This is a genomic window from Thalassobaculum sp., from assembly GCF_965223715.1.
Lineage (GTDB): Bacteria > Pseudomonadota > Alphaproteobacteria > Thalassobaculales > Thalassobaculaceae > Thalassobaculum.
The window spans coordinates 1,883,224-1,905,670 of sequence record NZ_OZ245012.1; the positions used below are offsets into that span (position 1 = coordinate 1,883,224).

The 22,447-nt window shown below is 69.0% G+C and carries 19 protein-coding genes; 6 read left to right on the forward strand and 13 right to left on the reverse strand.

Annotated elements, in window-relative coordinates; genetic code table 11:
* Nucleotides 1–4: 4 nt before the first annotated feature.
* The 6 genes from ACOQOP_RS08700 to ACOQOP_RS08725 form a co-directional block, all read right to left on the reverse strand.
* Nucleotides 5–1,405: a Ppx/GppA family phosphatase gene (locus ACOQOP_RS08700; protein ID WP_420565931.1), complete on the reverse strand. Its 1,401-nt coding sequence runs from the start codon at nt 1,403–1,405 to the stop codon at nt 5–7.
* Between the two features lie 150 nt (nt 1,406–1,555).
* The gene (locus ACOQOP_RS08705; RefSeq protein ID WP_420565932.1) at nt 1,556–3,763 is read right to left on the reverse strand and encodes an RNA degradosome polyphosphate kinase; all 2,208 of its coding nucleotides are present in this window, start codon (nt 3,761–3,763) and stop codon (nt 1,556–1,558) included.
* Between the two features lie 167 nt (nt 3,764–3,930).
* The gene (locus ACOQOP_RS08710; protein ID WP_420565933.1) at nt 3,931–4,710 is read right to left on the reverse strand and encodes an SDR family oxidoreductase; all 780 of its coding nucleotides are present in this window, start codon (nt 4,708–4,710) and stop codon (nt 3,931–3,933) included.
* 46 nt (nt 4,711–4,756) lie between these two features.
* Nucleotides 4,757–5,479, reverse strand: coding sequence for a DNA replication protein (locus ACOQOP_RS08715; RefSeq protein ID WP_420565934.1), 723 nt, complete (start codon nt 5,477–5,479; stop codon nt 4,757–4,759).
* Entirely contained in the window at nt 5,463–6,563 is a 1,101-nt protein-coding gene (locus ACOQOP_RS08720; protein ID WP_420565935.1) for an AI-2E family transporter, read from the reverse strand. The genes ACOQOP_RS08715 and ACOQOP_RS08720 overlap by 17 nt, the downstream gene beginning before the upstream one ends.
* Before the next feature lie 5 nt (nt 6,564–6,568).
* The gene (locus tag ACOQOP_RS08725) at nt 6,569–7,840 is read right to left on the reverse strand and encodes a DUF2066 domain-containing protein (RefSeq protein WP_420565936.1); all 1,272 of its coding nucleotides are present in this window, start codon (nt 7,838–7,840) and stop codon (nt 6,569–6,571) included.
* A 124-nt stretch (nt 7,841–7,964) separates the two neighbouring features.
* On the opposite strand from ACOQOP_RS08725, the gene purM reads away from it, so the two are divergent.
* The 4 genes from purM (at nt 7,965) to ACOQOP_RS08745 (ending at nt 10,635) form a co-directional block, all read left to right on the forward strand.
* Nucleotides 7,965–9,086: a phosphoribosylformylglycinamidine cyclo-ligase gene (gene purM, locus ACOQOP_RS08730; RefSeq protein WP_420565937.1), complete on the forward strand. Its 1,122-nt coding sequence runs from the start codon at nt 7,965–7,967 to the stop codon at nt 9,084–9,086.
* Complete coding sequence (gene purN, locus ACOQOP_RS08735; protein WP_420565938.1) at nt 9,086–9,694, forward strand: phosphoribosylglycinamide formyltransferase; 609 nt, start codon at nt 9,086–9,088, stop codon at nt 9,692–9,694. Before purM ends, purN begins: the two co-directional genes overlap by 1 nt.
* Before the next feature lie 89 nt (nt 9,695–9,783).
* Nucleotides 9,784–10,383, forward strand: a complete 600-nt coding sequence (locus tag ACOQOP_RS08740; protein WP_420565939.1) for a HupE/UreJ family protein — start codon at nt 9,784–9,786, stop codon at nt 10,381–10,383.
* Between the two features lie 117 nt (nt 10,384–10,500).
* On the forward strand, nt 10,501–10,635 hold the full coding sequence (locus ACOQOP_RS08745; protein ID WP_420565940.1) for an aa3-type cytochrome c oxidase subunit IV: 135 nt from the start codon (nt 10,501–10,503) through the stop codon (nt 10,633–10,635).
* 88 nt (nt 10,636–10,723) lie between these two features.
* Here the strand turns inward: ACOQOP_RS08745 and ndk are convergent, their stop codons facing one another.
* A complete protein-coding gene (ndk, locus tag ACOQOP_RS08750; RefSeq protein ID WP_420565941.1) occupies nt 10,724–11,146 on the reverse strand; it encodes a nucleoside-diphosphate kinase in 423 nt (140 codons plus the stop codon).
* A 139-nt stretch (nt 11,147–11,285) separates the two neighbouring features.
* On the reverse strand, nt 11,286–11,735 hold the full coding sequence (locus ACOQOP_RS08755) for a DNA polymerase III subunit chi (RefSeq protein WP_420565942.1): 450 nt from the start codon (nt 11,733–11,735) through the stop codon (nt 11,286–11,288).
* 88 nt (nt 11,736–11,823) lie between these two features.
* On the opposite strand from ACOQOP_RS08755, the gene putA reads away from it, so the two are divergent.
* A complete protein-coding gene (gene putA, locus ACOQOP_RS08760; protein WP_420565943.1) occupies nt 11,824–15,468 on the forward strand; it encodes a bifunctional proline dehydrogenase/L-glutamate gamma-semialdehyde dehydrogenase PutA in 3,645 nt (1,214 codons plus the stop codon).
* Between the two features lie 86 nt (nt 15,469–15,554).
* Here putA and ACOQOP_RS08765 read toward each other — a convergent pair whose 3' ends face one another.
* The 3 genes from ACOQOP_RS08765 to ACOQOP_RS08775 all read right to left on the reverse strand — a co-directional run bounded on the left by ACOQOP_RS08765 (nt 15,555) and on the right by ACOQOP_RS08775 (nt 18,169).
* Nucleotides 15,555–16,772 (reverse strand): MFS transporter, encoded by a 1,218-nt coding sequence (locus ACOQOP_RS08765; protein WP_420565944.1) that lies wholly within the window; start codon nt 16,770–16,772, stop codon nt 15,555–15,557.
* Nucleotides 16,769–17,794 (reverse strand): permease, encoded by a 1,026-nt coding sequence (locus ACOQOP_RS08770; protein ID WP_420565945.1) that lies wholly within the window; start codon nt 17,792–17,794, stop codon nt 16,769–16,771. The genes ACOQOP_RS08765 and ACOQOP_RS08770 overlap by 4 nt, the downstream gene beginning before the upstream one ends.
* A gap of 63 nt (nt 17,795–17,857) precedes the next feature.
* Entirely contained in the window at nt 17,858–18,169 is a 312-nt protein-coding gene (locus ACOQOP_RS08775) for an ArsR/SmtB family transcription factor (protein ID WP_420565946.1), read from the reverse strand.
* 135 nt (nt 18,170–18,304) lie between these two features.
* On the opposite strand from ACOQOP_RS08775, the gene ACOQOP_RS08780 reads away from it, so the two are divergent.
* Entirely contained in the window at nt 18,305–19,591 is a 1,287-nt protein-coding gene (locus tag ACOQOP_RS08780; protein ID WP_420565947.1) for a DUF3422 family protein, read from the forward strand.
* Nucleotides 19,592–19,600: 9 nt separating this feature from the next.
* Here ACOQOP_RS08780 and dxs read toward each other — a convergent pair whose 3' ends face one another.
* Nucleotides 19,601–21,532 carry a 1-deoxy-D-xylulose-5-phosphate synthase gene (gene dxs, locus ACOQOP_RS08785; RefSeq protein ID WP_420565948.1) on the reverse strand — a complete coding sequence of 644 codons (1,932 nt, stop codon included), beginning with the start codon at nt 21,530–21,532 and terminating at the stop codon, nt 19,601–19,603.
* A 20-nt stretch (nt 21,533–21,552) separates the two neighbouring features.
* Entirely contained in the window at nt 21,553–22,443 is an 891-nt protein-coding gene (locus ACOQOP_RS08790; RefSeq protein ID WP_420565949.1) for a polyprenyl synthetase family protein, read from the reverse strand.
* Between the last annotated feature and the right edge of the window lie 4 nt (nt 22,444–22,447).

Here is a 22,447-nt window from a genome sequence, read left to right on the forward strand (position 1 = left end):
CGTCCTAGCGCTTGCCGTTGCGGGCCGGACGCACGGCGAGCACCACCGGACGCTGCAGGGCGTCGGAGACGGACTGCACGCGGCGTTCGACCACCTCGCCCAACAACTCCACCGCCTCCGGCGCGAAGGTGAGTGCGAAGCCGTCGTCCCGCGCCTCGATCCGGGTCCGGCGCAGCAGCGCCGTCGCCCCGCCCGACAGGGTCAGTCCAAGCCGCAGCGCCAGCCCCACCTGCACCGCAAGCTGGCGGCGCTGCATGTCGAGCAGCCCCTCCACCCGCTGAGCGGCCTCGAGCTGCACATGGCCGCTGTAGCGCGCCAGCATGCCGAGGCCGAGGAACACCCGGTCGGCATGGTCGAGCCCGGCCACGGGCATGCGGGAGATCCGCAGGAAGGCGTGCTCGCCGCGGTAGCTCGGATGCTCCGCCCAGGCCATATCGCTGAGCATGCACAGGGCGCGCACCAGCCGCTCGTCACGCCGGGCGAACTCCCCGAACAGCGGCTTCAGCCAGTTGAACACGGTCTCCGCCGGCGGGGCGAAGCGGTTGGTCTCGCGGGCGATGGAGACGGCCGCCACCAGCAGCGGGTCCTGGTGGCGTTCCTCCGGCGACAGCCGGTCGAAGATGCAGCCCTCGCGCAGGCCGAAGGCGGAGAACACCACCCGGTCGGGCTTGCCCCGGGCCAGAACCCGCTGCAGCACCAGGGCCGCCGTTGCCATGGTGTCGGCCCGCCGGCGCGACACGCCCGGGGTCGCGCGGATCGATTTCTTCGATTGGAGCGCCAGGGTCGACAGGAAGGCGCTGAGCGTCGCCCGGTCGATCGTATAGCCGTGGATCACCTCGATCGGATAGTTCGTGGCCGCCATATGGGCCTTGGCCACGCTGCGCCAGGCGCCGCCGACCGCATAGAGGGTGCGCCCCTCCAGATTGACCAGCCAGGGCGCGCCGTCGAGATAGCCGTCGACCAGGGTCTGCATCTTGCGCCGCTTGCCCGGCTCCACCTCGCCGATCCGCAGCGGCCCGACCGGCATCGTGGTATGGGCGCCGAGCTGCTGGTCGGACACGTCGATCAGTTCCAGGCTGCCGCCGCCGAGATCGCCGACCACCCCGTTGGCGTCCGGGAAGCCGCTGACCACGCCCAGAGCGGACAGCCGGGCCTCCTCGTCGCCGCCGATGATCTGGACGGTGTAGCCGGTCCGGCGCTCGATTTCGGCGACGAAGTCGGGGCCGTTCGAGGCGTCCCGCACCGCCGAGGTGGCCAGCACGTCGACCCGGCCGACCCGCATGGCATGGGCGATCGCCGCGTAGCGCTGCAGGTTGGTCAGGGCCGAGCCCATGGCCTCGACCGAGAGCGCCCCGGTCTCGTCCAGGCCACGCCCCAGCCCGCACAGGGCCTTCTCGTTGAACACCGGTACCGGCGACAGACCCTCGTGGTCGTAGACGACCAGGCGGATCGAGTTGGAGCCGATATCGAGGACGCCGATGCGATGGTCGCGCCGGGCCCGCTTCGAACGTGTCTCGGAAGTCTCGGTAGTCAGTGTATCACTCGCGCCTAGGGCTCAGAGGGACGAACCGCCGATGGTCTTCGGACCACCGCCGCGCCGCAGCGCGCTGCCCCGTCCGGACAGGCTCGGATTCGTCATGAAGTAGGTATGTGCCGAGAAATCGTCCTCGCCGGCGACCACCCGCTCGAACCGTCCAGAGCTGCGCAGGATCCAGCTGTTCGTCTGGTCCTTGAGATTGGCGACCATGATCTGATCCAGGATCTGCCGGTGGACGGTCGGGTTCTCGATCGGGACCAGATGCTCCACCCGTCGGTACAGGTTGCGCGGCATCCAGTCGGCCGACGAGATGTACACCCTCGCATCGTCCGACGGCAACTTCGACCCGCTGCCGAAGACCACAATCCGCGAATGTTCCAGAAACCGGCCGACGATGGAGCGCACGCGGATGTTCTCCGACAAGCACTTCACGCCGGGGCGCAGGCAGCAGATCCCACGGATCACCAGGTCGATCTGCACGCCGGCCTGACTCGCCTTGTACAGCTCGTCGATCAGGATCGGGTCCACCAGGCTGTTCATCTTCGCCCAGATCGCCGCCGGACGGCCCGCCTTGGCGTGCTCGATCTCCTGGGCGATGCCTTCCATGATCGTCTTGTGCAGGGTCAGCGGCGAGATCGCCAGCTTCTCCATCTCCTCCGGCAGCGCGTAGCCGGTCATGTAGTTGAACATCCGCGCCGCGTCCCGGCACAGGGCCGGGTCGCAGGTGAAGAACGACAGGTCGGTGTAGATCTTCGCGGTGATCGGGTGGTAGTTGCCGGTGCCGAAATGGACGTAGTTGCGCAGCCCGTTGCCCTCGCGCCGCACCACCAGCGAGATCTTGGCATGGGTCTTCAGGTGGACGAAGCCGTAGACCACCTGCACCCCTGCCCGCTCCAGGTCGCGGGAGAGGCGGATATTGGCCTCCTCGTCGAACCGCGCCTTGATCTCGACCATGGCGGTGACGGTCTTGCCCGCCTCCGCCGCCTCGATCAGCGCCTTGACGATGGGGCTGTCCTTGGAGGTGCGGTACAGGGTCTGCTTGATGGCGATGACCGACGGGTCGGCTGCCGCCTGGCGCAGGAACTGGACGACGACGTCGAAGCTCTCATAGGGGTGGTGGACGACGATGTCCTTGGCCCGGATCGCGGCGAAACAGTCGCCGGCGAAGTCGCGGATCCGCTCCGGGAAGCGGGCGTTGAACGGCGGCCAGAGCAGGTCCGGCCGCTCCGAGGTTATGAGCTGGGAGAGGTCGGCCAGACCGACCATCGCCTCCAGGGCGAAGACGTCCTCCTCGGCCACGTTCAGCTCGTTGATGACCATCGCCTTGAGTTCTTCCGGCATGGCGAGATCGACCGCCAGACGGATCACGTTGCCGCGCCGCCGCGCCTTCAGCGCCGTCTCGAAGGACAGGACCAGGTCCTCGGCCTCCTCGTCGATCTCCATCTCGCTGTCGCGGATTACCCGGAAAACGCCCTGGCCGGTGACCTCGTATTTCGGGAACAGCCGGTCGACGTTCAGCAGGATCGCCTGCTCGATGGCGATGAAGCGGATGGTATCGCCCGGCAGGCGCACGAAGCGGCCGACCTGGGCAGGCAGCGGGATCAGGCCCTGCATGTCCGATGCCCCGCCGGTGCCGCGCAGGGTCAGGGCGAGGCACAGGCCTTTGTTCGGGATGAACGGGAACGGGTGGGCGGGGTCGATCGCCAGGGGGGTGAGCACCGGGAACACGTGCTCGCTGTAATGGGCCCGCAGGAACTCGCGGTCGTCCTCGGTGAGTTCGGAGATGTCCACCAGGTGGAAGTCCACCGCCTTGAGCTCCTCGCGCAGACGCTTCATGCAGGTCTGCTGGTCGCTCATCAGCGTGGCCACCTCGCGGGTGATTTCGGCGAGCTGCTGGGCCGGGCTCAGCCCGTCGTCGCTGGGAGAGGTGATGCCGGCATTGACCATGCCCTTCAGGCCGGCCACGCGGACCATGTAGAATTCGTCGAGGTTGGAGGCGGAGATCGCCACGAAGCGCAGGCGCTCCAGCGGCGGATTGCGGGTGTTGAGGGATTCCTCCATCACCCGCGTGTTGAAGGACAGCCAGGAAAGCTCGCGGTTGATCAGTCGTTCGGGGCTGTCGAGCGTGATCGCCGGCTGTTCCTCGGCCGCCGGCTTGGCGACGGGACGGCTGCGCTTGGCCGCCGGCTTACGGGGACTCTCGCTGTGGCTGGCCTGCTCGCTCACGTCCGCTCTCCTCGCTGGTCCGGCCGCCGGAAGCGGCGGGCGCCGTCCGATGTACGCGTCCCATGTGACAGGAGCATGACACCGGACGGCTTTCCCGTCAGCGGTCAGAGCACGATCGGTTCAGATCGACCCGATCTGAACCGTGAATCGTACTCCAATCATCTGATTTAGAGCGTTCCGGGGTACCCACCGCCATCGAGAAGGATGTTCTGGCCGGTCATGAACCCGGCGTGAACGCTGCACATGAAGGCGCAGGTGGCGCCGAACTCGTCGGGCTCGCCGAAGCGGCCGGCCGGGTTCTTCGACGCCTGTTCGGCGGCGTAGTCTTCGAAGGTCCGACCCGCCTTCTCGGCCTGCATGCGCAGGTTGCCGTGCAGGCGGTCGGTGGCGAACGGGCCCGGCAGCAGGCCGTTGATCGTCACGTTGTGGCGCACGGTCTCCCGCGCGATGCCGGCGACGAAGCCGGTCAGACCGGCGCGGGCGCCGTTGGACAGGCCGAGATAGGAGATCGGGGCCTTCACCGCGGCGGAGGTGATGTTGACGATGCGGCCGAACTTGCGGTCGATCATGCCGTCGACCGTCGCCTTGATCAGCTCGATCGGGGTCAGCATGTTGGCGTTGACCGCCTTCTGCCAGTCGTCGATGCCCCAGTCGCGGAAGTTGCCCGGCGGCGGACCGCCCGCGTTGTTGACCAGGATGTCCACGTTGCCGGCGACCTCAAGGACCTCCTTGCGGCCCTCGGGCGTAGTGATGTCGCAGGCGACGGCGATGACCTTGACCCCGGTGGCCTTGGTGATCTCGGTCGCGGTGGCCTCGATGGCCTCCTTGGTGCGGGAGTTGATCACCAGCTCCACGCCGGCCTCGGCCAGCTTCATGGCGCAGGCCTTGCCCAGCCCCTTGCTGGCGGCGCAGACGATGGCCTTGCGGCCCTTGATTCCCAGATCCATTGCGTCGGTCTCCTCTCCTGTTCGGTTCAGCCGTCGGCGTTACCCGTTAGTCTTGGTGCCCGTCCTCGTCGACCCTGTCCTCATCGGCCATGGCAAGACGCGCGACGCGCATTGAAATCTTCCCGTCCCCCTCCAGGGCGGCCCGGTCCATCCGGTCGGCCAGACGCTCGGCGGCGTCGAAGGACCGCTCCATCCGGTTCACCAGATACGCGATGACATCATCGCGCACCAGAACCTGACGGTCGGCGAAGTGCTTGGCGAGAACACCCGCCAGCAGCGCTTCGTCCGGCAGCCCGATGGTCGCGACCGGCAACGTCGCCAGCCTGGAGGCCAGGTCCGGAAGGGCGATCTCCAGCCTGGCCGGGGGAGTGCGCGACAGGATAACGAGCGAGCCGCCGCGCTCAACCACCATATTGAACAGATGGAACAGCGCCGGCTCATCCCGCGCGCCATCGACCCGGTCGACCACCGCGTGCCGGGCGTCGCCCAGGGCGTCCGGCACCGTCCGGGGCGTCAGGTCGGGGGCGTCGATCAGCGCCGCGCCGCTCGCCGCCTGCCAGACCGCGGCCAGGTGGGTCTTACCAGATCCTGCAGGGCCGACGATGGCGAGGCCGCGGGCCGGCTCCGGCCAGTCCGGCCAGCGGTCGATCCAGGCAGCGGCCTCGGCATTGGAAGCGCCGACCAGGAAGTCGGCCCGACCGAGGGCCGGGCGGAATCCGAGATCGAGGGCGAGCTGTCTGCGGTTGGCGGCGTCAGGGCTTGTGGTCATCGAACTCGGAACGGCTCGGGGCGTCGTCCGGCGGCGGTATGCCGTGGAGATGCAACGGGCTGGCGAGATAGTGCTCCAGCGCGAACCGCGTCAAGACACCGATCACCGCCGCCACCGGAACCGCAAGCAGCACGCCGAGGAAACCGAACAGCGCACCGCCCGTCAGCAGGGCGAAGATCACCCAGACCGGGTGCAGGCCGACCGCGTCGCCGACCAGATTCGGGGTCAGGAAGTTGCCCTCGATGAGCTGTCCGGCCAGGAAGATGCCGGCGATGATCGCGACCGGCTCCCAGGACTGGAACTGGGCGAAGGCGAGGCCGACGCTGAGGATCGCCCCCAGGGTCGAGCCGACGAAGGGCACGAAGGAGATCAGCCCGGCGAACAGGCCGATCACCAGTCCGAAATTCAGGCCGGCCACGGACAGGCCGACCGCGTAGAACACGCCCAGGATAAGACAGACCGTCCCCTGCCCGCGCACGAAGGCGGCCAGCGTCCGGTCGATCGCCCGCATCTGCTCGCGGATCGTCGGAGCCTGCTCGCGCGGCAGCCAGCCGTCGATGGTCGCCACCATCTTGTCCCAGTCCCGCAGCAGGTAGAACGAGACGATCGGGGTGATCACCAGGATCGACAGGAAGTTCGCCAGCCAGGCGCCGCCGCTCAGCAGCTTGCCGAAGATATTGCCGATCCAGGTGAGCGCGTTGCCGGCGAAGTCCGGCAGCTTGTTCACCGCCGATTCCTCGTCGAAGCCGCTCAGCAGCTCCTGGATCTTCGGGCCGACACGGTCGCGGATCAGCTCCACATATCCCGGCACCGCCTTGGCGAACTGTTCGACCTGGGCCTGCAGCAGCGGCAGCAGCAGCAGAACCAACCCGATGGTGATGATGAAGAAGGCCAGCACGACGATGGTCGTCGCCAAGGTCCGGTTGAGCTTCAGACGCTCGAGCCGGTCGGCCACCGGGTCCAGCAGATAGGCCACCGCCATGCCGGCGACGAACGGCAGAAGCACGTCGCGCAGCACGTAGATCAAGACCAGAAAACCGGCGAGGAAGAGGAGCCAGAAGACCTGGCGCTCGCGCCTTGTCACGATCGTTATCCGGCGGCGGGTGCGGGCAGCGGCGAGACATTTCCGGGGGCCGGCGAGAAGCCGCCCGGACCGCCGACCGGTGGCGTCGTGCCACCTGGTGCCGTCGTGCCGGGCGTCGGGCTCACGGCCGGCCCGGAGCCCGACGGCAGGCCCGGAGGCGCACCCGGCGCCGGCGTACCGAAGCTGTCGCGCGGCGCCGGGATCTCCTGCCCGCGCTGGATCAGCATGTAGTCGCCCGCCCCCGGCAGCAGACGCAGGTTCTGCTGTTCCAGGGCGACGCGAAGCTGTTCGGCACCGCCGTTCACCCAGAGATCGACCACCGCCTCGGCCCGGGTGAGCTGGATCACGTCGAACCGGGACACGATGATCGTCTTCTCCAGGGCCTCGCGGATGGCGAGCCAGCGCCGCATGCTGTCTATCGGCACCGTCACCGTGACCCGGGACTCAAGCCCGCCCTGAATCAGGTTGTCGCTTTTCCAGCGGTCCTCGAGCATGGCCACCGCCCGCCGCACGGCCGCGTCATAGGCCGCACCCTCGGCACCGCCGCCCGACACCGTGTCGGTCATCGTCGACCCGGAACCCGACGGGCCGATCCGGCGCACCGACAGCGCCACCGATCCGCCGGACCGCGGCTCGGCGACCACCACCGCCGCGTCACGGGCGCCGTAACGCTCGGCGATGCTGGCCAGCGCCGCCTCGTCACCCGACATCGCCTGGGTGGTGGTCAGTTCGCGCACATCGGCGATGTCGGCATAGGGCACGACCACCGGCACCAGCCCGGGGTCGATCGACACCCGGCTCCAGGCGGTGCGGAAGGCGTTGCCCTCCTCCCACAGCAGCGGACCGTTGCTGCCGTCCAGCACCGGAATGATCAGCACCGGCAGGCTGCGGGTCTCGGCGAACGGGACGCCGGTCTGCATCAGGAAATTGCGCACCCGGCCCGGATCGAAGGCGAAGGTCATGTTGGCGACGTAGCGCACCGCCGAGCTGCGCTCGTCGGCGACCTCGAAGCCCAGGGTCAGGTTCGCCAGCTCGTTGTCCGACTGCTGCCCCACCGCCCCGGTCGAGCCCTTGGGCACCAGCCGGTCGATGAGCCGGTCGAAGGCGGCCCTGCGGCCCTCGCGCACCGCCTTGTCGCGGGCGGCCGAGGGGCTGTCCGCCGTGGCGTCCACCGGGACGCCGCGCACGGTGTAGATCTCCTGGGCCGAGGCTCCGGCGCCGCCGAAGGCGGCCGCCAGGAAGACGAGCGAGGCGATGAGGACGGATCGATGGTGCACGGTTTCTTCCCACTTGCCGCTTGCGGGGACCACGAGCGCCACGGCATAAACCGCGAACGCGGCGAAACGTTGACCTCGACCGAAATGGTTAAGGACACCGACGCCTGCCTTATAGCCCAGCGCGGTGGAGGACACCATAACCGCCCCTAGCGACAGTTACTCAAAGGGCCCCGGCACAGGCGGCTCGAACACGCCCCTCACCTACCGCGACGCGGGTGTCGATATCGACGCGGGCGACGCCCTGGTGGAGGCGATCAAGCCGCTCGCCGCCTCGACCCGTCGCCCCGGCGCGAATGCGGATCTCGGCGGTTTCGGCGGGCTGTTCGACCTGAAGGCGGCCGGCTTCTCCGACCCGATCCTGGTGGCCGCCACCGACGGCGTCGGCACCAAGCTGCGGGTGGCGCTGGAATCCGGCAAGCACGACACCGTCGGCATCGATCTGGTCGCCATGTGCGTGAACGATCTGGTGGTCCAGGGTGCCGAGCCGCTGATGTTTCTCGACTACTATGCCACCGGCAAGCTGGAGGTGGCGGTCGCCCGCGACGTGGTTGCCGGCATCGCCGAGGGCTGCCGCCAGGCCGGCTGCGGGCTGATCGGCGGCGAGACGGCCGAGATGCCGGGCATGTACTCCGAGGGCGACTACGACCTCGCCGGCTTCTCCGTCGGTGCCGTCGAGCGCGACCGGGTGCTGGAGCGCGACAAGGTCGGCGAGGGCGACATCGTTCTCGGCCTCGGCTCCTCGGGCGTGCATTCCAACGGCTATTCGCTGGTCCGCCGGGTGGTGGAGCGCGCCGGCCTCGCCTGGGACGCGCCGGCACCCTTCGAGAGCGGCAAGACCGTCGCCGAGGCCCTGCTGGCCCCGACCCGGATCTACGTGAAGGCCTGCCTGGCTGCGCTGCAGACCGACGCGGTGCACGGCTTCGTCCATGTCACCGGCGGCGGCCTGGTTGAGAATCCGCCCCGGGTCTATGGCGACGACCTCGCCCTGCGGCTCGACCTGAAGAGCTGGACACCGCCGGCCGTCTTCCCCTGGCTCGCCAAGACCGGCGGCATCGAGGGGCGCGAGATGCTGCGCACCTTCAACTGCGGCCTCGGCATGCTGGTCATGGTGAAGGCGGATGCGGTGGAAGCGGTGGAAGCGGCCCTGGCCGCCCATGGCGAGACGCCCGTGCGGGTTGGCCGGATCGAGAAGCGCACCGGCGATGCGGTGGTGTTCGACGGCCTCGACCAGACCTGGCTGGCGTGATGGCCCGCAAACGCGTCGGCGTGCTGATCTCGGGAAGCGGCAGCAACCTGCAGGCGCTGATCGACGCCGCCGCCGACCCAGCCTATCCGGCGGAGATCGCCCTGGTGATCTCCAACAAGCCCGACGCCTTCGGCCTCAAGCGCGCGGCGAAGGCCGGGATCGCCACCAAGGTGTTCGACCACAAGGCCTATGGCGACCGGGCGCGCTTCGACGCGGCGATGGATGCGGCGCTGCGCGAGGCCGGTTGCGAGATCGTCTGCCTCGCCGGGTTCATGCGGATCCTGTCGCACGGCTTCGTGGAAGGCTGGTCCGGGCGGATGCTGAACATCCATCCTTCCCTGCTGCCCTGCTTCAAGGGCCTGCATCCCCAGCGCCAGGCGCTGGAGGCGGGCGTGAAGGTGGCGGGCTGCACCGTGCATCTGGTGACCCCGGATCTGGATGACGGGCCGATTCTCGAACAGGCCACCGTCCCGGTGCTGGACAGCGACGACGAGGCCGCCCTGTCGGCCCGAATCCTGGAGCAGGAGCACCGGATCTATCCCAAGGGGCTGGCACTCCTGGCCGGCGGTTCCGTGCGGATCGAGGGCCGGCGCGCCTTCACCGGGTAAGGGCGCAACCGGTTCCGGATTCCAACGTCTTGTTGCATCGCAAAACCCCGGTCTAGACTTCCGCCATCGTCATTCCGGAGGCTCACCCGATGCGCTTGTTCCCCGTCGTCCCCCTCGCCGCAGCCGCGGTCGGCCTCCTCACGACCTCGGCCTTCGCCCATACCGGCTCCGGGCCGGCCGGGAGCTTCCTGACCGGGTTCCTGCATCCGATCGGCGGGATCGACCATGTGCTGACCATGGTCGCGGTCGGCAGCATGGCCGCCGTGGTCGGCGGGCGGGCCATGTGGACCGTGCCCTGCGCCTTCATCGCCATGATGATGGTCGGCGCGGCAGCGGGCGTTGCGGGATATCCCCTGCCGCTCGTCGAGTTCGGAATCGTTGCCTCGATCGTCGTGACCGGCCTGGCGACCGCGTTCGGCCGCTCCCTGACCGAGGCCGCCGCCGTGGCGGTCGCCGCCGTCTTCGCGGTGTTCCACGGCCATGCCCACGGCACGGAGATGGCGCCAATGCTCACCGCCGCCGAATATGGCGCCGGCTTCGCCGTCGCCACCGCGATGCTGCATGCCGCCGGCCTGTTCGGCGCGCTCGCCGTGAGCCGGCGCTTCACCACCATCGGGACGACTGCCGTGCGGATCACCGGCATCACCATCGCCGCCGTCGGCGCCGGCATGGTCGGCACGATGATCTGACGGCGGGAGGGAGCCGACGGCGCGCCGGATCCGGCGCCAAGAGGCTTTTCGCGCGGCGCCCGTTCCCGTATAAACCCGTCTGACGAACACACCTGCGCCTGGGAGGGCATCGAGACCATGGCCGGCAACGATCAATTCGCCGAAATGTATCGCGAGCGGAAGGCCTTCTGGGACGGCTTCATGCGGTTCACATTGTGGAACGGGATCGCCATCGTGGCGCTCGTCGCCCTGCTGGCGATCTTCGTCGCCTGACACCGCGCTGCGGGCACAAAAAAGGGCCGGTCCTGGGGACCGGCCCTTTTCGTTTCGGCGTCGGGCCGAAATGAGTGTCAGGCCGGGATCAGCCGACGATCTCGTTGCCGCTGAAGAACTGGGCGATCTCGATCGCCGCGGTCTCGGCCGCGTCGGACCCGTGCACCGAGTTCTCGCCGATCGACTTGGCGAAGGCCTTGCGGATCGTGCCCTCGGCGGCCTGCTCCGGGTTGGTGGCGCCCATGACGTCGCGGTACTTCGCGATGGCATTCTCGCCTTCCAGCACCTGGACGACGACCGGGGCGGAGATCATGAAGTCGACCAGCTCACCGAAGAACGGACGCTCCTTGTGGACGGCGTAGAAGGTCTCGGCCTGGCCGCGGGTCATCTGGATCCGCTTCTGGGCGACGATGCGCAGGCCCGCCTCTTCGATCTTGGCGTTGACGGCGCCGGTCAGGTTCCGCTCGGTGGCGTCCGGCTTGATGATGGAGAAGGTGCGCTGGAGGGCCATGGCTCTCTCTTCCGTTGGCTTGTTTGCGGGATAGGTGGCTCGGGCACAGCGCCCGGACGTCCTGTAATGGCGCGGGCCTTATAGCGATGCGGGTGCGGGGCGGCAAGCGTCCCCGGCGATTCCGTCCCGGGCCCGGCCGCTACCCCGCCTTCTCCCAGCCGCCATTGTCCTTCTGGCGCCAGTAGGTGAGCGTGTGGCCGGCGTCCTTGGCCGCCTTCCAGCGCACCCGGGCGGCGGCCACCGCCTGGTCGTCGCGGCCGTCGAACAGGTCGAAGACCCGCTTGAAGCTGTCCAGGTCCGACGCCTCGACCCCTTCGGCCAGGAACAGGAACGCCGCGCCGTTCGGGTTCTCCTCCCGGTCGGTCAACCAGACCGGCTGCAGCTCCGCCTCGCCGTCCTTGCGGCAGCCGTGGGGCAGCCAGGATTTCTCCTCATAGACCCAGAGATGGGCGTTCAGCGCCTGCACGCGCTCCTCCGAGGCGAGCCGGACGACCGCGCGCTCGCCCGCCTCCAGCGTGCGCTCCAGCAGCTTCGGCAGGGCGCGGTCCATGGCCGTCGCCGTCAGGTGGTAGAAGCCGATCTCGGTCACCGCACCAGGCGCTCCGAAAGGTGTCACAAGCGATGACGAACCGCCGCTCCGCGTGTAGGTTTCCAACAACCCCAGATCGGAGAAGGCAATGACCGCACCGTCGGCCGAGCATAGCCATTCCACCGCCACCCTGGCCACCGCTACCCACGCCAACGCGGACCTGCGCGCCGAAATCCGCGCAGCCACCCTGGCCGAGGAGAGCGCGCGGATCGCCGCTCTGAAACAGGCGGCGGGCCTGTCCGAAGCCGATCGCGCGGCGATCTCCAAGGATGCGGCCCGGCTGGTGGAGAGTGTACGCGGCTCGACCGAACCCACCGCGATGGAGAGCTTCCTCGCCGAATACGGCCTCTCCACAAAGGAGGGCATCGCCCTGATGTGCCTGGCCGAGGCGCTGCTGCGGGTGCCGGACACCCCGACCATCGACGCGCTGATCGAGGACAAGATCGTCCCCGGCGAATGGGGCCAGCATCTGGGCCACTCCTCCTCCTCCCTGGTCAACGCCTCCACCTGGGCGCTGATGCTCACCGGCAACGTGCTGCGGCCGGGCGAGCAGCAGGGGCTGGTCACCGCCCTGCGCGGAGCCGTGCGCCGCCTGGGCGAGCCCGTCGTACGGACAGCCACCGGCCAGGCGATGATCGAGCTCGGCCGCCAGTTCGTGCTCGGCCGCACCATCGAGGAAGCGATGAAGCGCGGTTCCGGCATGGAGGAGCGCGGCTACACCTACTCCTTCGACATGCTGGGCGAGGCCGCCCGCACCGAGGCCGACGCCCGGCGCTACCATCTGTCCTATTCCGACGCGATCACCGCCATCGCACCGGCCTGCCGGTCGAAGGACATCCGGGAGAACCCGGGCATCTCGGTGAAGCTGTCGGCCCTGCATCCGCGCTACGAGGTGCCGCAGAAACAGCGGGTGATGTCCCAGCTCACCGCCCGCTGCCGCTCGCTCGCCCTGCTGGCGAAGAGCGCGAACATGGGCTTCAACATCGACGCCGAGGAGGCCGACCGGCTCGACCTCTCCCTCGACGTGATCGAGGCGGTGCTGAGCGACGAGGCGCTGGAGGGCTGGGACGGCTTCGGCGTCGTGGTCCAGGCCTTCGGGCCGCGCGCCCATTTCGTTCTGCGCTGGCTCTACGACCTGGCGGAGCGGCTCGACCGGCGGATCATGGTGCGTCTGGTCAAGGGCGCCTACTGGGATACCGAGATCAAGCGGGCCCAGACCCTCGGCCTGGACGGCTACCCGGTCTTCACCCAGAAGGCCAATACCGACGTCTCCTACATCGCCTGCGCCCGGCTGCTGCTGGGCATGACCGACCGGATCTACCCGCAATTCGCCAGCCACAACGCTCATACGGCCGCGGCCATCCTGCACATGGCCGGGGATGATCGGGACAGCTTCGAGTTCCAGCGCCTGCATGGCATGGGCGAGTCGCTGCACGACACGGTGAAGAAGGAATACGGCACCCGCTGCCGGATCTACGCCCCGGTGGGCAAGCATCAGGACCTGCTGGCCTATCTGGTGCGCCGCCTGCTGGAGAACGGCGCCAACTCGTCCTTCGTGAACCAGATCGTCGACGAGAGCGTGCCGGCCGAGCGGGTCGCCGCCGACCCGTTCCCGCAGGCCGGGAGCGCCAATCCGCGCATCCCGAAGCCGGCGAATATCTACGGGGCCGAGCGGCGCAACGCCAAGGGCTGGGACCAGACCGATCCGGTCGATCTCGCCGCGCTGGACGAAGCCCGTGCGCCCTTCGCCAAAGCCACCTGGAGTGCGGGTCCGACCCATGGCGGTAACCGGCCGGGGGCCGAAGCGCGCAATCCGGCCGATCCCGACGATTTGGTCGGCCGGGTCGTGGAAGCCAACGCGCAGGAGGTGGAGGACGCCATCCTGCGCGCCCGGGCGGCCCAAGACGCCTGGCGCAACCGGCCGGCCACCGAACGGGCGACCCTGATTGAGGCCGTGGCCGATCTCTACGAGGCCAACGCGCCGGAACTCTTCGTCATCCTGGCCCGCGAGGCCGGCAAGACCCTGCTGGACGCCATCGGTGAAGTGCGCGAGGCGGTCGATTTCTGCCGCTACTACGCCGCCGAGACCCGGCGCTTCGGCGATGCCGAACGGGGGCGCGGCACCTTCGTGTGCATCTCGCCCTGGAACTTCCCGCTGGCGATCTTCACCGGCCAGATCGCCGCCGCCCTGGTCTCCGGTAACACCGTCATCGCCAAGCCGGCCGAGCAGACCCCGCTGATCGCCGCCCGTGCCGTCGCCCTGATGCACGAGGCCGGGCTGCCGGACGACGTGATCCAGCTCCTGCCCGGCGACGGCGCCAAGGTCGGCGGCGCCCTGGTCGGCGATCCACGGATCGACGGCGTGTGCTTCACCGGCTCCACCGACACCGCCCGGCGCATCCAGCAGGCCATGGCCGAGACCGGGGCCGCCGACGCGCCGCTGATCGCGGAGACCGGCGGGCTGAACGCCATGATCGTCGACAGCACGGCCCTGCCCGAGCAGGCGGTGCGCGACATCATCGCCTCATCCTTCCAGAGTGCGGGCCAGCGCTGCTCCGCCCTGCGCTGCCTCTATGTCCAGCAGGAGGTGAAGGACCGGCTGCTGGAGATGCTGTTCGGGGCCATGGACGAGCTGAAACTCGGCGACCCACGCCTGCTGTCCACCGATGTCGGCCCGGTGATCGACCAAGAGGCACGCGACGGCATCGAGGCGCATTGCACCGCCATGGAACAGGCCGGCAAGGTGCTGAAGCGGCTGAAGACCCCGGCCAAGGGCACCTTCGTGCCGCCGACGGTGATCGAGGTGGCGGGGATCGAGGAGTTGGACCGCGAGATCTTCGGCCCGGTCCTGCATGTCGCCACCTTCGCGCCGGACGACCTGGACGGGGTGGTCGAGCGGGTGAACGCCAAGGGCTACGGTCTGACCTTCGGCCTGCACACCCGCGTGGACAGCCGGGTGCAGCAGGTGGTCGACCGGGCCGAGGTCGGCAATCTCTACGTCAACCGCAACCAGATCGGCGCCATCGTCGGCTCCCAGCCCTTCGGCGGCGAGGGCCTGTCCGGCACCGGACCGAAGGCCGGCGGCCCGCACTACCTGTCGCGTTTCCGGACATCGGGCGAGACGCCGCAGCCGGCCCAGCCGCCGGCCGGGTTCGTCGACGCCGCCGCGCTGTCGCGGCTGGTGTCGTCGGCGCGCGGGCGGTCGACCCTGAAGGCGGTGGGCCGGGCCTTGAGCGCCGGCTCCCCTGCCCTGAGTGCAGCCGCCGACATTGCCGACCAGGTGCTGGAACTGCCCGGCCCGACCGGCGAGAGCAACCGGTTCAGCGTGCACCCGCGTGGCCTGATCCTGTGTCTGGGACCCAGTGCGGAGGCGGCGCGCGACCAGGCGATCCAGGCGCTGGCCACCGGCAACCGGGCAGTCGTCGTCGCCCCGGGAGCGGAGGCGGCGCTGGCGGACCTGAAGGATCTGGCACCGGCCCTGATCGTGGCCGAGGGCACGATCGCGGTGGAGGCCCTGGCGGAGATTCCCGAGATCGACGGGGTCGCCTATGCGGGTTCCCGCGAGGACGTCCGGCCAATCGCCCAGGCGCTGTCCAAGCGCACCGGCCCGCTGCTGATCCCGATCACCGACCGCATCGACCCGGAACGCTACGTGCTGGAGCGGCATCTCTGCATCGATACCACGGCGGCGGGCGGCAACGCTTCCCTGCTGGCGGCGAGCGGTCCCGCCTAAACTCCAGCCGTCATCCTGATGCAAATCAGGATCATGATGCGGACGTCAGCGGCATGGTCCTGACTTGCATCAGGATGACGGTGGGGTCACGTCGCCGGCTGCCGTCTCGCCAGCGCCATGGCGGTGAGAAACGCCGAGCCGCCGATCAGGATCAGGACGAAGATCGCCCAGCGCATCGTCGCATAGCCGCCGATCTCCCAGAGCGCCGCCCCCAGCGTCGCGGCGGCCGCATTGGCGCCCATGAAGCCGAGCGCCAGGGCGCCCGAGATCGAACCGAAGCCCTTCCGCCCCAGGATCTCCGCCGTCACCACCGGGCGCGTGATGGAGGTCACGCCGTAACCGGAGCCCTGGAAGAACACGAACACCGCCAGCAGGGCCGGCCAGGTCATCGCGCCGATCAGTGCCGAAATCGCGGCGATCATGAACAGGAACGACACCGCGCAGATCACCTGCATCGACATCCGCCGTTCCACCACCATCATCGCCACCCGACCCGCGACCTGCATCGGGCCGATCATCGAGGCGGCCAGGACCGCCGTCGCCACGGCGATGCCCTGCTCCGCCAGCATGGGCAGCAGGTGGGTGATGACCATCCCATGGGTCAGGCCGATCATCACGAAGGTCACCCCGAGCAGCCAGAAGGTCGGCTTGGCCATCGCCCGGCGCAGGTCGGACGAGCCGTCCGGCAGCTTGCTGCGCTCCTCCGGCTCCTCCTCGGGTGCCGGCAGGGCGGTGCCGTAACGGAACAGCGGGATGGCGACGACCAGAATGATCACCGCGAAGGTCATCACCGCGACCCGCCAACCATGGGCTTCCGAGACGAAGCCGGCGAGCGGGAAGGAGACCGTTCCCGCGAACCCGGCGATCAGGGTGATGCGGGTGATCGCCCGGCGCGCCTCGCCCCCCATCATCCGGGTGACGAAGGCGAAGCACGGCTCGTACAGGCAGCCCGACATGCAGACGCCGATGGCGAGCCAGATGACGAAGAACTGCCAGGAGGCCTGCACCTGGCTCAGCAGCCCGACCAGCAGCCCGCCGATGACGGCGCAGGTGGTCAGCACGGCGCGGCCGTGGCCCTTGTCGATGAGCCTGCCCATGAAGGGGGCGCAAAGGGCGGAGCAGACCAGGGCAGCGGAATAGGCGCCGGCGAGCTCGGTCTTGGACCAGCCGAGATCGGCTTCCCAGAACGCGATCAGCGCCGGGAAGCTGTAGAACATCCCGGCCCAGACGAGGGTTTCTGCAATGGCGAGGGCGGCGACGCGTCCGGTTGGAAACGTCGCCGCCGTGGAGGCGGAAGAGGTCAAGCGATCACGCCGTACAGCGCTCCCATGGAGAAGGCTCCGACAAAGGCGAAGCCCAGGTATACGGCGAACACATGCGGTCGGGCCAGAGCCCAAACCGCGATCATCGCGGGAATGGAACTCACCCCGCCGGCCAGCAGGAAGGCCATGCCGGCGCCGGGCGCCATGCCCTGCTCGATCAGCCCGCCGACCAGCGGCAGGGCAGCGTAGCCATTCAGATAGGCCGGCACACCCACCAGGGTGGCGCCCAGCACCGGCAGCCAGCCCTCGCCGCCGATCACCGACGTCACGGTCTCGGCCGGGACATAGGCCAGCATCAGGCTCTCCAGGAAGAAGGCGACCGCCAGCCACTTGCCCAGGAACAGGGTGGTCTCCCGGGCATTCTTGGCGAACTTCTCGCGGCGGCCCTGCTCGCCCCAGAACTTCCAGACGACCTGCTTGGGCGCCCGGATGCTGGACGCGCCGCAGCCCCCATTACCCACGCCCTCGCGCAGCGGGTTCTCGAAGCCGCCGGCCCGCACCACGGCGAAGGTTCCGAAGCCGCCGATCAGGCCGACCGCGACGGCGGCGAAGACCTTGAACAGCGCGAAGTCCATGCCGAGCGTCCCGGCGGTCAGCACGAACATGGACGGATCCATGAGCGGCGAGGCCAGCCAGAAGGCCATGACCGGCGCCAGCGGCACGCCCATGGACAGCAGGGCGGCGATCAGCGGGATCACGCCGCAGCTGCAGAATGGCGATAGCGCACCCATCAGGGCGGCCGCCCCGATCATCGTCACCTCCCGCCCCTCGAAGGCGCGGGCGATCAGGCTGTCGGCCCCGCTCGCCTTGGCGTAGGCGGCGATGGCGATGGAGGCGAACAGGAACGGGGCGACGCCGAGCAGGGCCTCGCCGACGAAGATCGCGCTGTGCCGCGCCTGTCCCGCATCGGCAAGCGCGAGCGCGACGAAGCCCGCCAGAACGACAACCAGCGTCCAATCTATGCGACCGGCAAGGCGCCGGGTGGTCAGGGCCATATCGGCCATGGCGGATCTCCTTGTTCCTTATTCCCAAGAATATCGACATTCCTGGGCAAAAAAAAGCCGCGATTACGCGGCGCTGCAGGATCGGCCACGCGCGTCGGCGCAGCACTCCCGGGTGAGGTAGTCGATGGTCGCCTGCATCTCGGTATAGTTCGCGTGGCAGTACAGGGTGGTCCCGTCGCGCTCCTGGCGGACCAGGCCGACGGCGATCAACTTGTGCAGGTGGTGCGACAGGGTCGAGCGCGCGGTGCCCGTGCGGGACTGGATCTCCCCCACCGGCAGCCCGTCCGGCCCGGCCCGCACCAGGGTGCGGAAGATCTCCAGCCTGGTCTCGTTGCCGAGCGCCTCCAGGCGGCGCGCTGTCTCACTGCTGTCCATGCACCAAATATATGCGCCCGTGGCGCCGACTTCAACGATATTCCGAAGAATATGGGAATAAAATGTCTGGCCTGGTGATCTGGGCCATTATCCGACGCGTATTATGAGAATGAGCAGCGGCGAGGTGCCCGACCGATGTCTGCCCCGTCCGACCATCCCCTCCGTTTCCCGCTGGCCGCGGAACTCCATGCGCGTCCGTTCGCCGAGTTGGAGGCGCCGGAGCGGATTTCCCACATCGCCATGCTCACCGGCACCGGATCGCGCGAGGCGGAACGCACCCGGCTTGAACAGCTCTGCACCCGGCTCGGCGGCACGCCGCCGGGTGACGAGGCCACCCACCACATCATGGATTTCGGCACCTTCCGCCTGAAATGGGAGCGCCATACCGAGTTCACGACCTACACCTTCCTGCGCCACGGCCCGTTCGACGCGCCCTTCGCCGAGCCCGCCTCCTCCCTGGCGCCGCCGGACTGGCTCGCCTCCCTGCCCGGCGAGCGGGTGGTGGCGATCCATCTGGCGCTGCTGCCGGCCAACAGCGAACGCACGGAAGCGGACCTGGCCAAGCACCTGTCGCTCTCCTCGCTCTGCCGCGCGACGGTGCTCGGCGGAGCGGCGGAGATTGCCACCGACCACCGGATCGCGCCGGACGGCTTCACCCGCATGCTGGTGTTCGACCGCAGCCTGCTGCCGCGTCAGGCCGGGCGGCTGGTGCAGCGGCTGGTGGAGATCCAGACCTATCGCGACATGGCCCTGCTCGCACTGCCCAAGGCGCGGGAAGCGGCCCCGACCATCGCCCGGATCGACGCCTCCCTGGCGGAACTGACCGGCACCATGACCTCGGCCGGGCAGATCGACGATGAGCGAAGGATGCTGGAGCGGCTGATCACCCTGTCGGCGGAGATCGAGGAGAACATCGCCGCAACCTCCTACCGCTTCGCCGCGGCCCGAGCCTATGAGGGCCTGGTCATCGACCGGGTGACGGAGATCGCCGAAGTGCCGCTGGGCGACCACCCGACGCCGAGCGCCTATGTGGACCGCCGCTTCACCCCGGCGATGCGGACCTGCGACTCGACGGCGGCGCGGCAATCCTCCCTGTCGGAACGGGCGACACGGGCGGCCAACCTGCTGCGCACCCGGGTCGACATCACCCTGGAGGCGCAGAACCGCGACCTGCTCGCTTCCATGGACCGGCGCGCCCGGCTCCAGCTCCGCCTGCAGCAGACGGTGGAGGGCCTGTCGGTGGCGGCCATCACCTATTACGTGGTGGGGGTCTTGGGCTATCTGCTCTATGCGATCAAATCGCTCGGCATGGACATCAACGTCCCCGCCGTGCAGGGCTTTGCCGTGCCGGTCATCGCCGTGCTGGTCTGGCTGGGAGCCCGCAGCGCCCGCAAGCGGATCACCCGCGAGAAGGACGCGTAGTCGCCTCGGTCAGGCGACCGGGCCCGCCCCCGACGCGATCGACGCGCCGGTCGCCATCAGGGCGCCGAGCGCCACATTGACGATCGCCTCGGCGTCCAGGCCCGCGTCCTTGTACTGGGCGGTCTGGCTGTCATGGTCGATCGGCCGGTCCGGCAGCACCATCGGCCGTACTGCCAGCCCCGCATCGAGCAAGCCGGCATGGGCCAGGTGGTGCAACACCTGAGTGGCGAAGCCGCCGATGGCGTTCTCCTCCACCGTGATCAGCACCGCATGCTCGCGGGCCAGGCGGGTGACCAGATCGGTGTCGATCGGCTTGGCGAAGCGGGCGTCGGCGACGGTGGTCGAAATGCCCCGGGCCTGCAGCGCCTCGGCCGCGGCCAGCGCCTCCTGCAGCCGGCCGCCAATGGACAGGATCGCGACGGTCGTGCCCTCGCGCACCACCCTGCCCTTGCCGATCGGCAGCGCCGAACCGGTCGCCGGCAGCTCCACGCCCACGCCCTCGCCGCGCGGATAGCGCACGGCGGACGGGCCGTCGTCGATGGCGGCGGCGGTGGCGACCATATGCTTGAGCTCCGCCTCGTCGGACGGCGCCATGATCACGAAATTCGGCAGGCAGCCGAGATAGGTCAGGTCGAAGGCGCCGGCATGGGTCGCCCCGTCGGCGCCGACCAGCCCGGCCCGGTCGATGGCGAAGCGCACCGGCAACTGCTGCAGCATCACGTCGTGGACCACCTGGTCGTAGCCGCGCTGCAGGAATGTGGAATAGATCGCCGCGAAGGGCTTCATCCCCTCGCAGGCCATGCCGGCGGCGAAGGTGACGGCGTGCTGCTCGGCGATGCCGACGTCGAAGCTGCGCTCGGGGAAGCGCTCGGCGAACTTGTTCAGACCGGTGCCCGACGGCATGGCGGCGGTGACGGCGACGATCCGGTCGTCGGCCTCGGCCGCCTGGATCAGGCTCTCGGCGAAGACGTTGGTGTAGCTCGGCGCGTTCGGCTTCGGCTTGGCCTGGGCGCCGGTGACCACATCGAACTTGGCGACGGCGTGGTACTTCTCGGCATTGGCCTCGTTGAACGGATGGCCGCGGCCCTTCTCGGTGACCACGTGCAGCAGCACGGGGCCCTGCTTGCGGCCCTTCAGCTTCTTCAGGATCGGCACGAGATGGTCGAGGTTATGGCCGTCGACCGGGCCGACATAGAAGAAGCCCATCTCCTCGAACAGGGTGCCGCCGGTCAGCATGCCGCGGGCGAATTCCTCGGCCCGCTGGGCGGCCCGTTCCAGCGGCTTCGGGAAGTGGCGGGCGACCTGCTTGCCGAGCTCGCGGAACGACGCGAAGGAACGCGACGAGACGATCTGCGACAGATAGGCGCTCATCGCACCGACCGGCGGGGCGATGGACATGTCGTTGTCGTTCAGGATCACCAGCATGCGGCTGGCCGAGGCCCCGGCGTTGTTCATCGCCTCATAGGCCATGCCGGCGCTCATGGATCCGTCGCCGATCACCGAGACCACGTCGAAGTCCTCGCCCAGCAGGTCGCGGGCGGCGGCCATGCCGAGGCCGGAGGAGATCGAGGTGGAGCTGTGTGCCGCGCCGAACGGGTCGTACTCGCTCTCCGAGCGTTTGGTGAAGCCCGACAGCCCTCCCCCCTGGCGCAGGGTGCGGATGCGGTCGCGGCGGCCGGTCAGGATCTTGTGCGGATAGGCCTGGTGGCCGACATCCCAGATCAGTTTGTCGCGCGGCGTTTCGAAGACGTGATGCAGGGCGACGGTCAGTTCGACCACGCCCAGCCCTGCGCCGAGATGGCCGCCGGTAACCGAGACCGCCGAAATGGTCTCCTCGCGCAGTTCGTCGGCGACCTGGCGCAGTTCGGCGACGCTCAGACCCTTCAGGTCGTCCGGCGAGGCGATGCGGTCAAGGAGCGGGGTCTCGGGCCGATGGCTCATGATAAACGCCTTCCAGTCCGTCAGTTCGTACGGTCGACGACGTAGCGCGCGGCCTCGCGCAGCGGGTCGGCGGCCTCGTCGAACACGTCCAGCGCGTGGATCGCCTGGTCGATGAGCAGGTGGGCCTGCGCCCGGGCCCGCTCGGCCCCCAGGATAGAAACGAAGGTGGCCTTGCCCGCTGCGGCGTCCTGACCCACCGGCTTGCCGGTCTTCTCAGGGTCGCCCTCGGCGTCGAGCAGGTCGTCGGCGATCTGGAACGCCAGGCCGAACTCCTGCGCGAAGTTATGCAGTGCCATATAGGACCGATAGGAGCCTTTGCCCAGGATCGCGCCCGCGACCGAGGAAAAGGCGAACATCTCGCCGGTTTTCAGACGCTGCAGGCGGGTGATCGCGCCGATGTTCATCTCGCCCTCCTGCTCCGCCAGCAGGTCGATCATCTGACCGCCGCACATGCCGTGGCCGCCGGCCGCCTGTGACAGCTCGCGGACGAGCTCGATGCGCACCTGGGGATCGGCATGGGTCTCGGGTGCCGCCAGCACCTCGAAGGCCAGCGCCTGCAGCGCGTCGCCGGCCAGGATCGCGGTCGCCTCGTCGAACTGCTTGTGGCAGCTCGGCCGGCCGCGGCGCGTGTCGGCATTGTCCATGGCCGGCAGGTCGTCATGGATCAGCGAGTAGGTGTGCATGAACTCCACCGCCGCCGCGACCCGGGCCGCACAGCGCCGGTCGACCCGGAACAGCGAGGCCGACTGCATCACCAGGAACGGCCGTAGCCGCTTGCCGCCCGCCGTGCAGGAATAGCGCATCGCCTCGAACAGCCGGGCCTCGGCGTCGTCCGGCTGCGGCAGCAGCAGGTCCATGGTCTTGTCGACCGTGGCGGCGCACTCCGCCAGCAGCGTCGGCAGGTCGGACATCGAC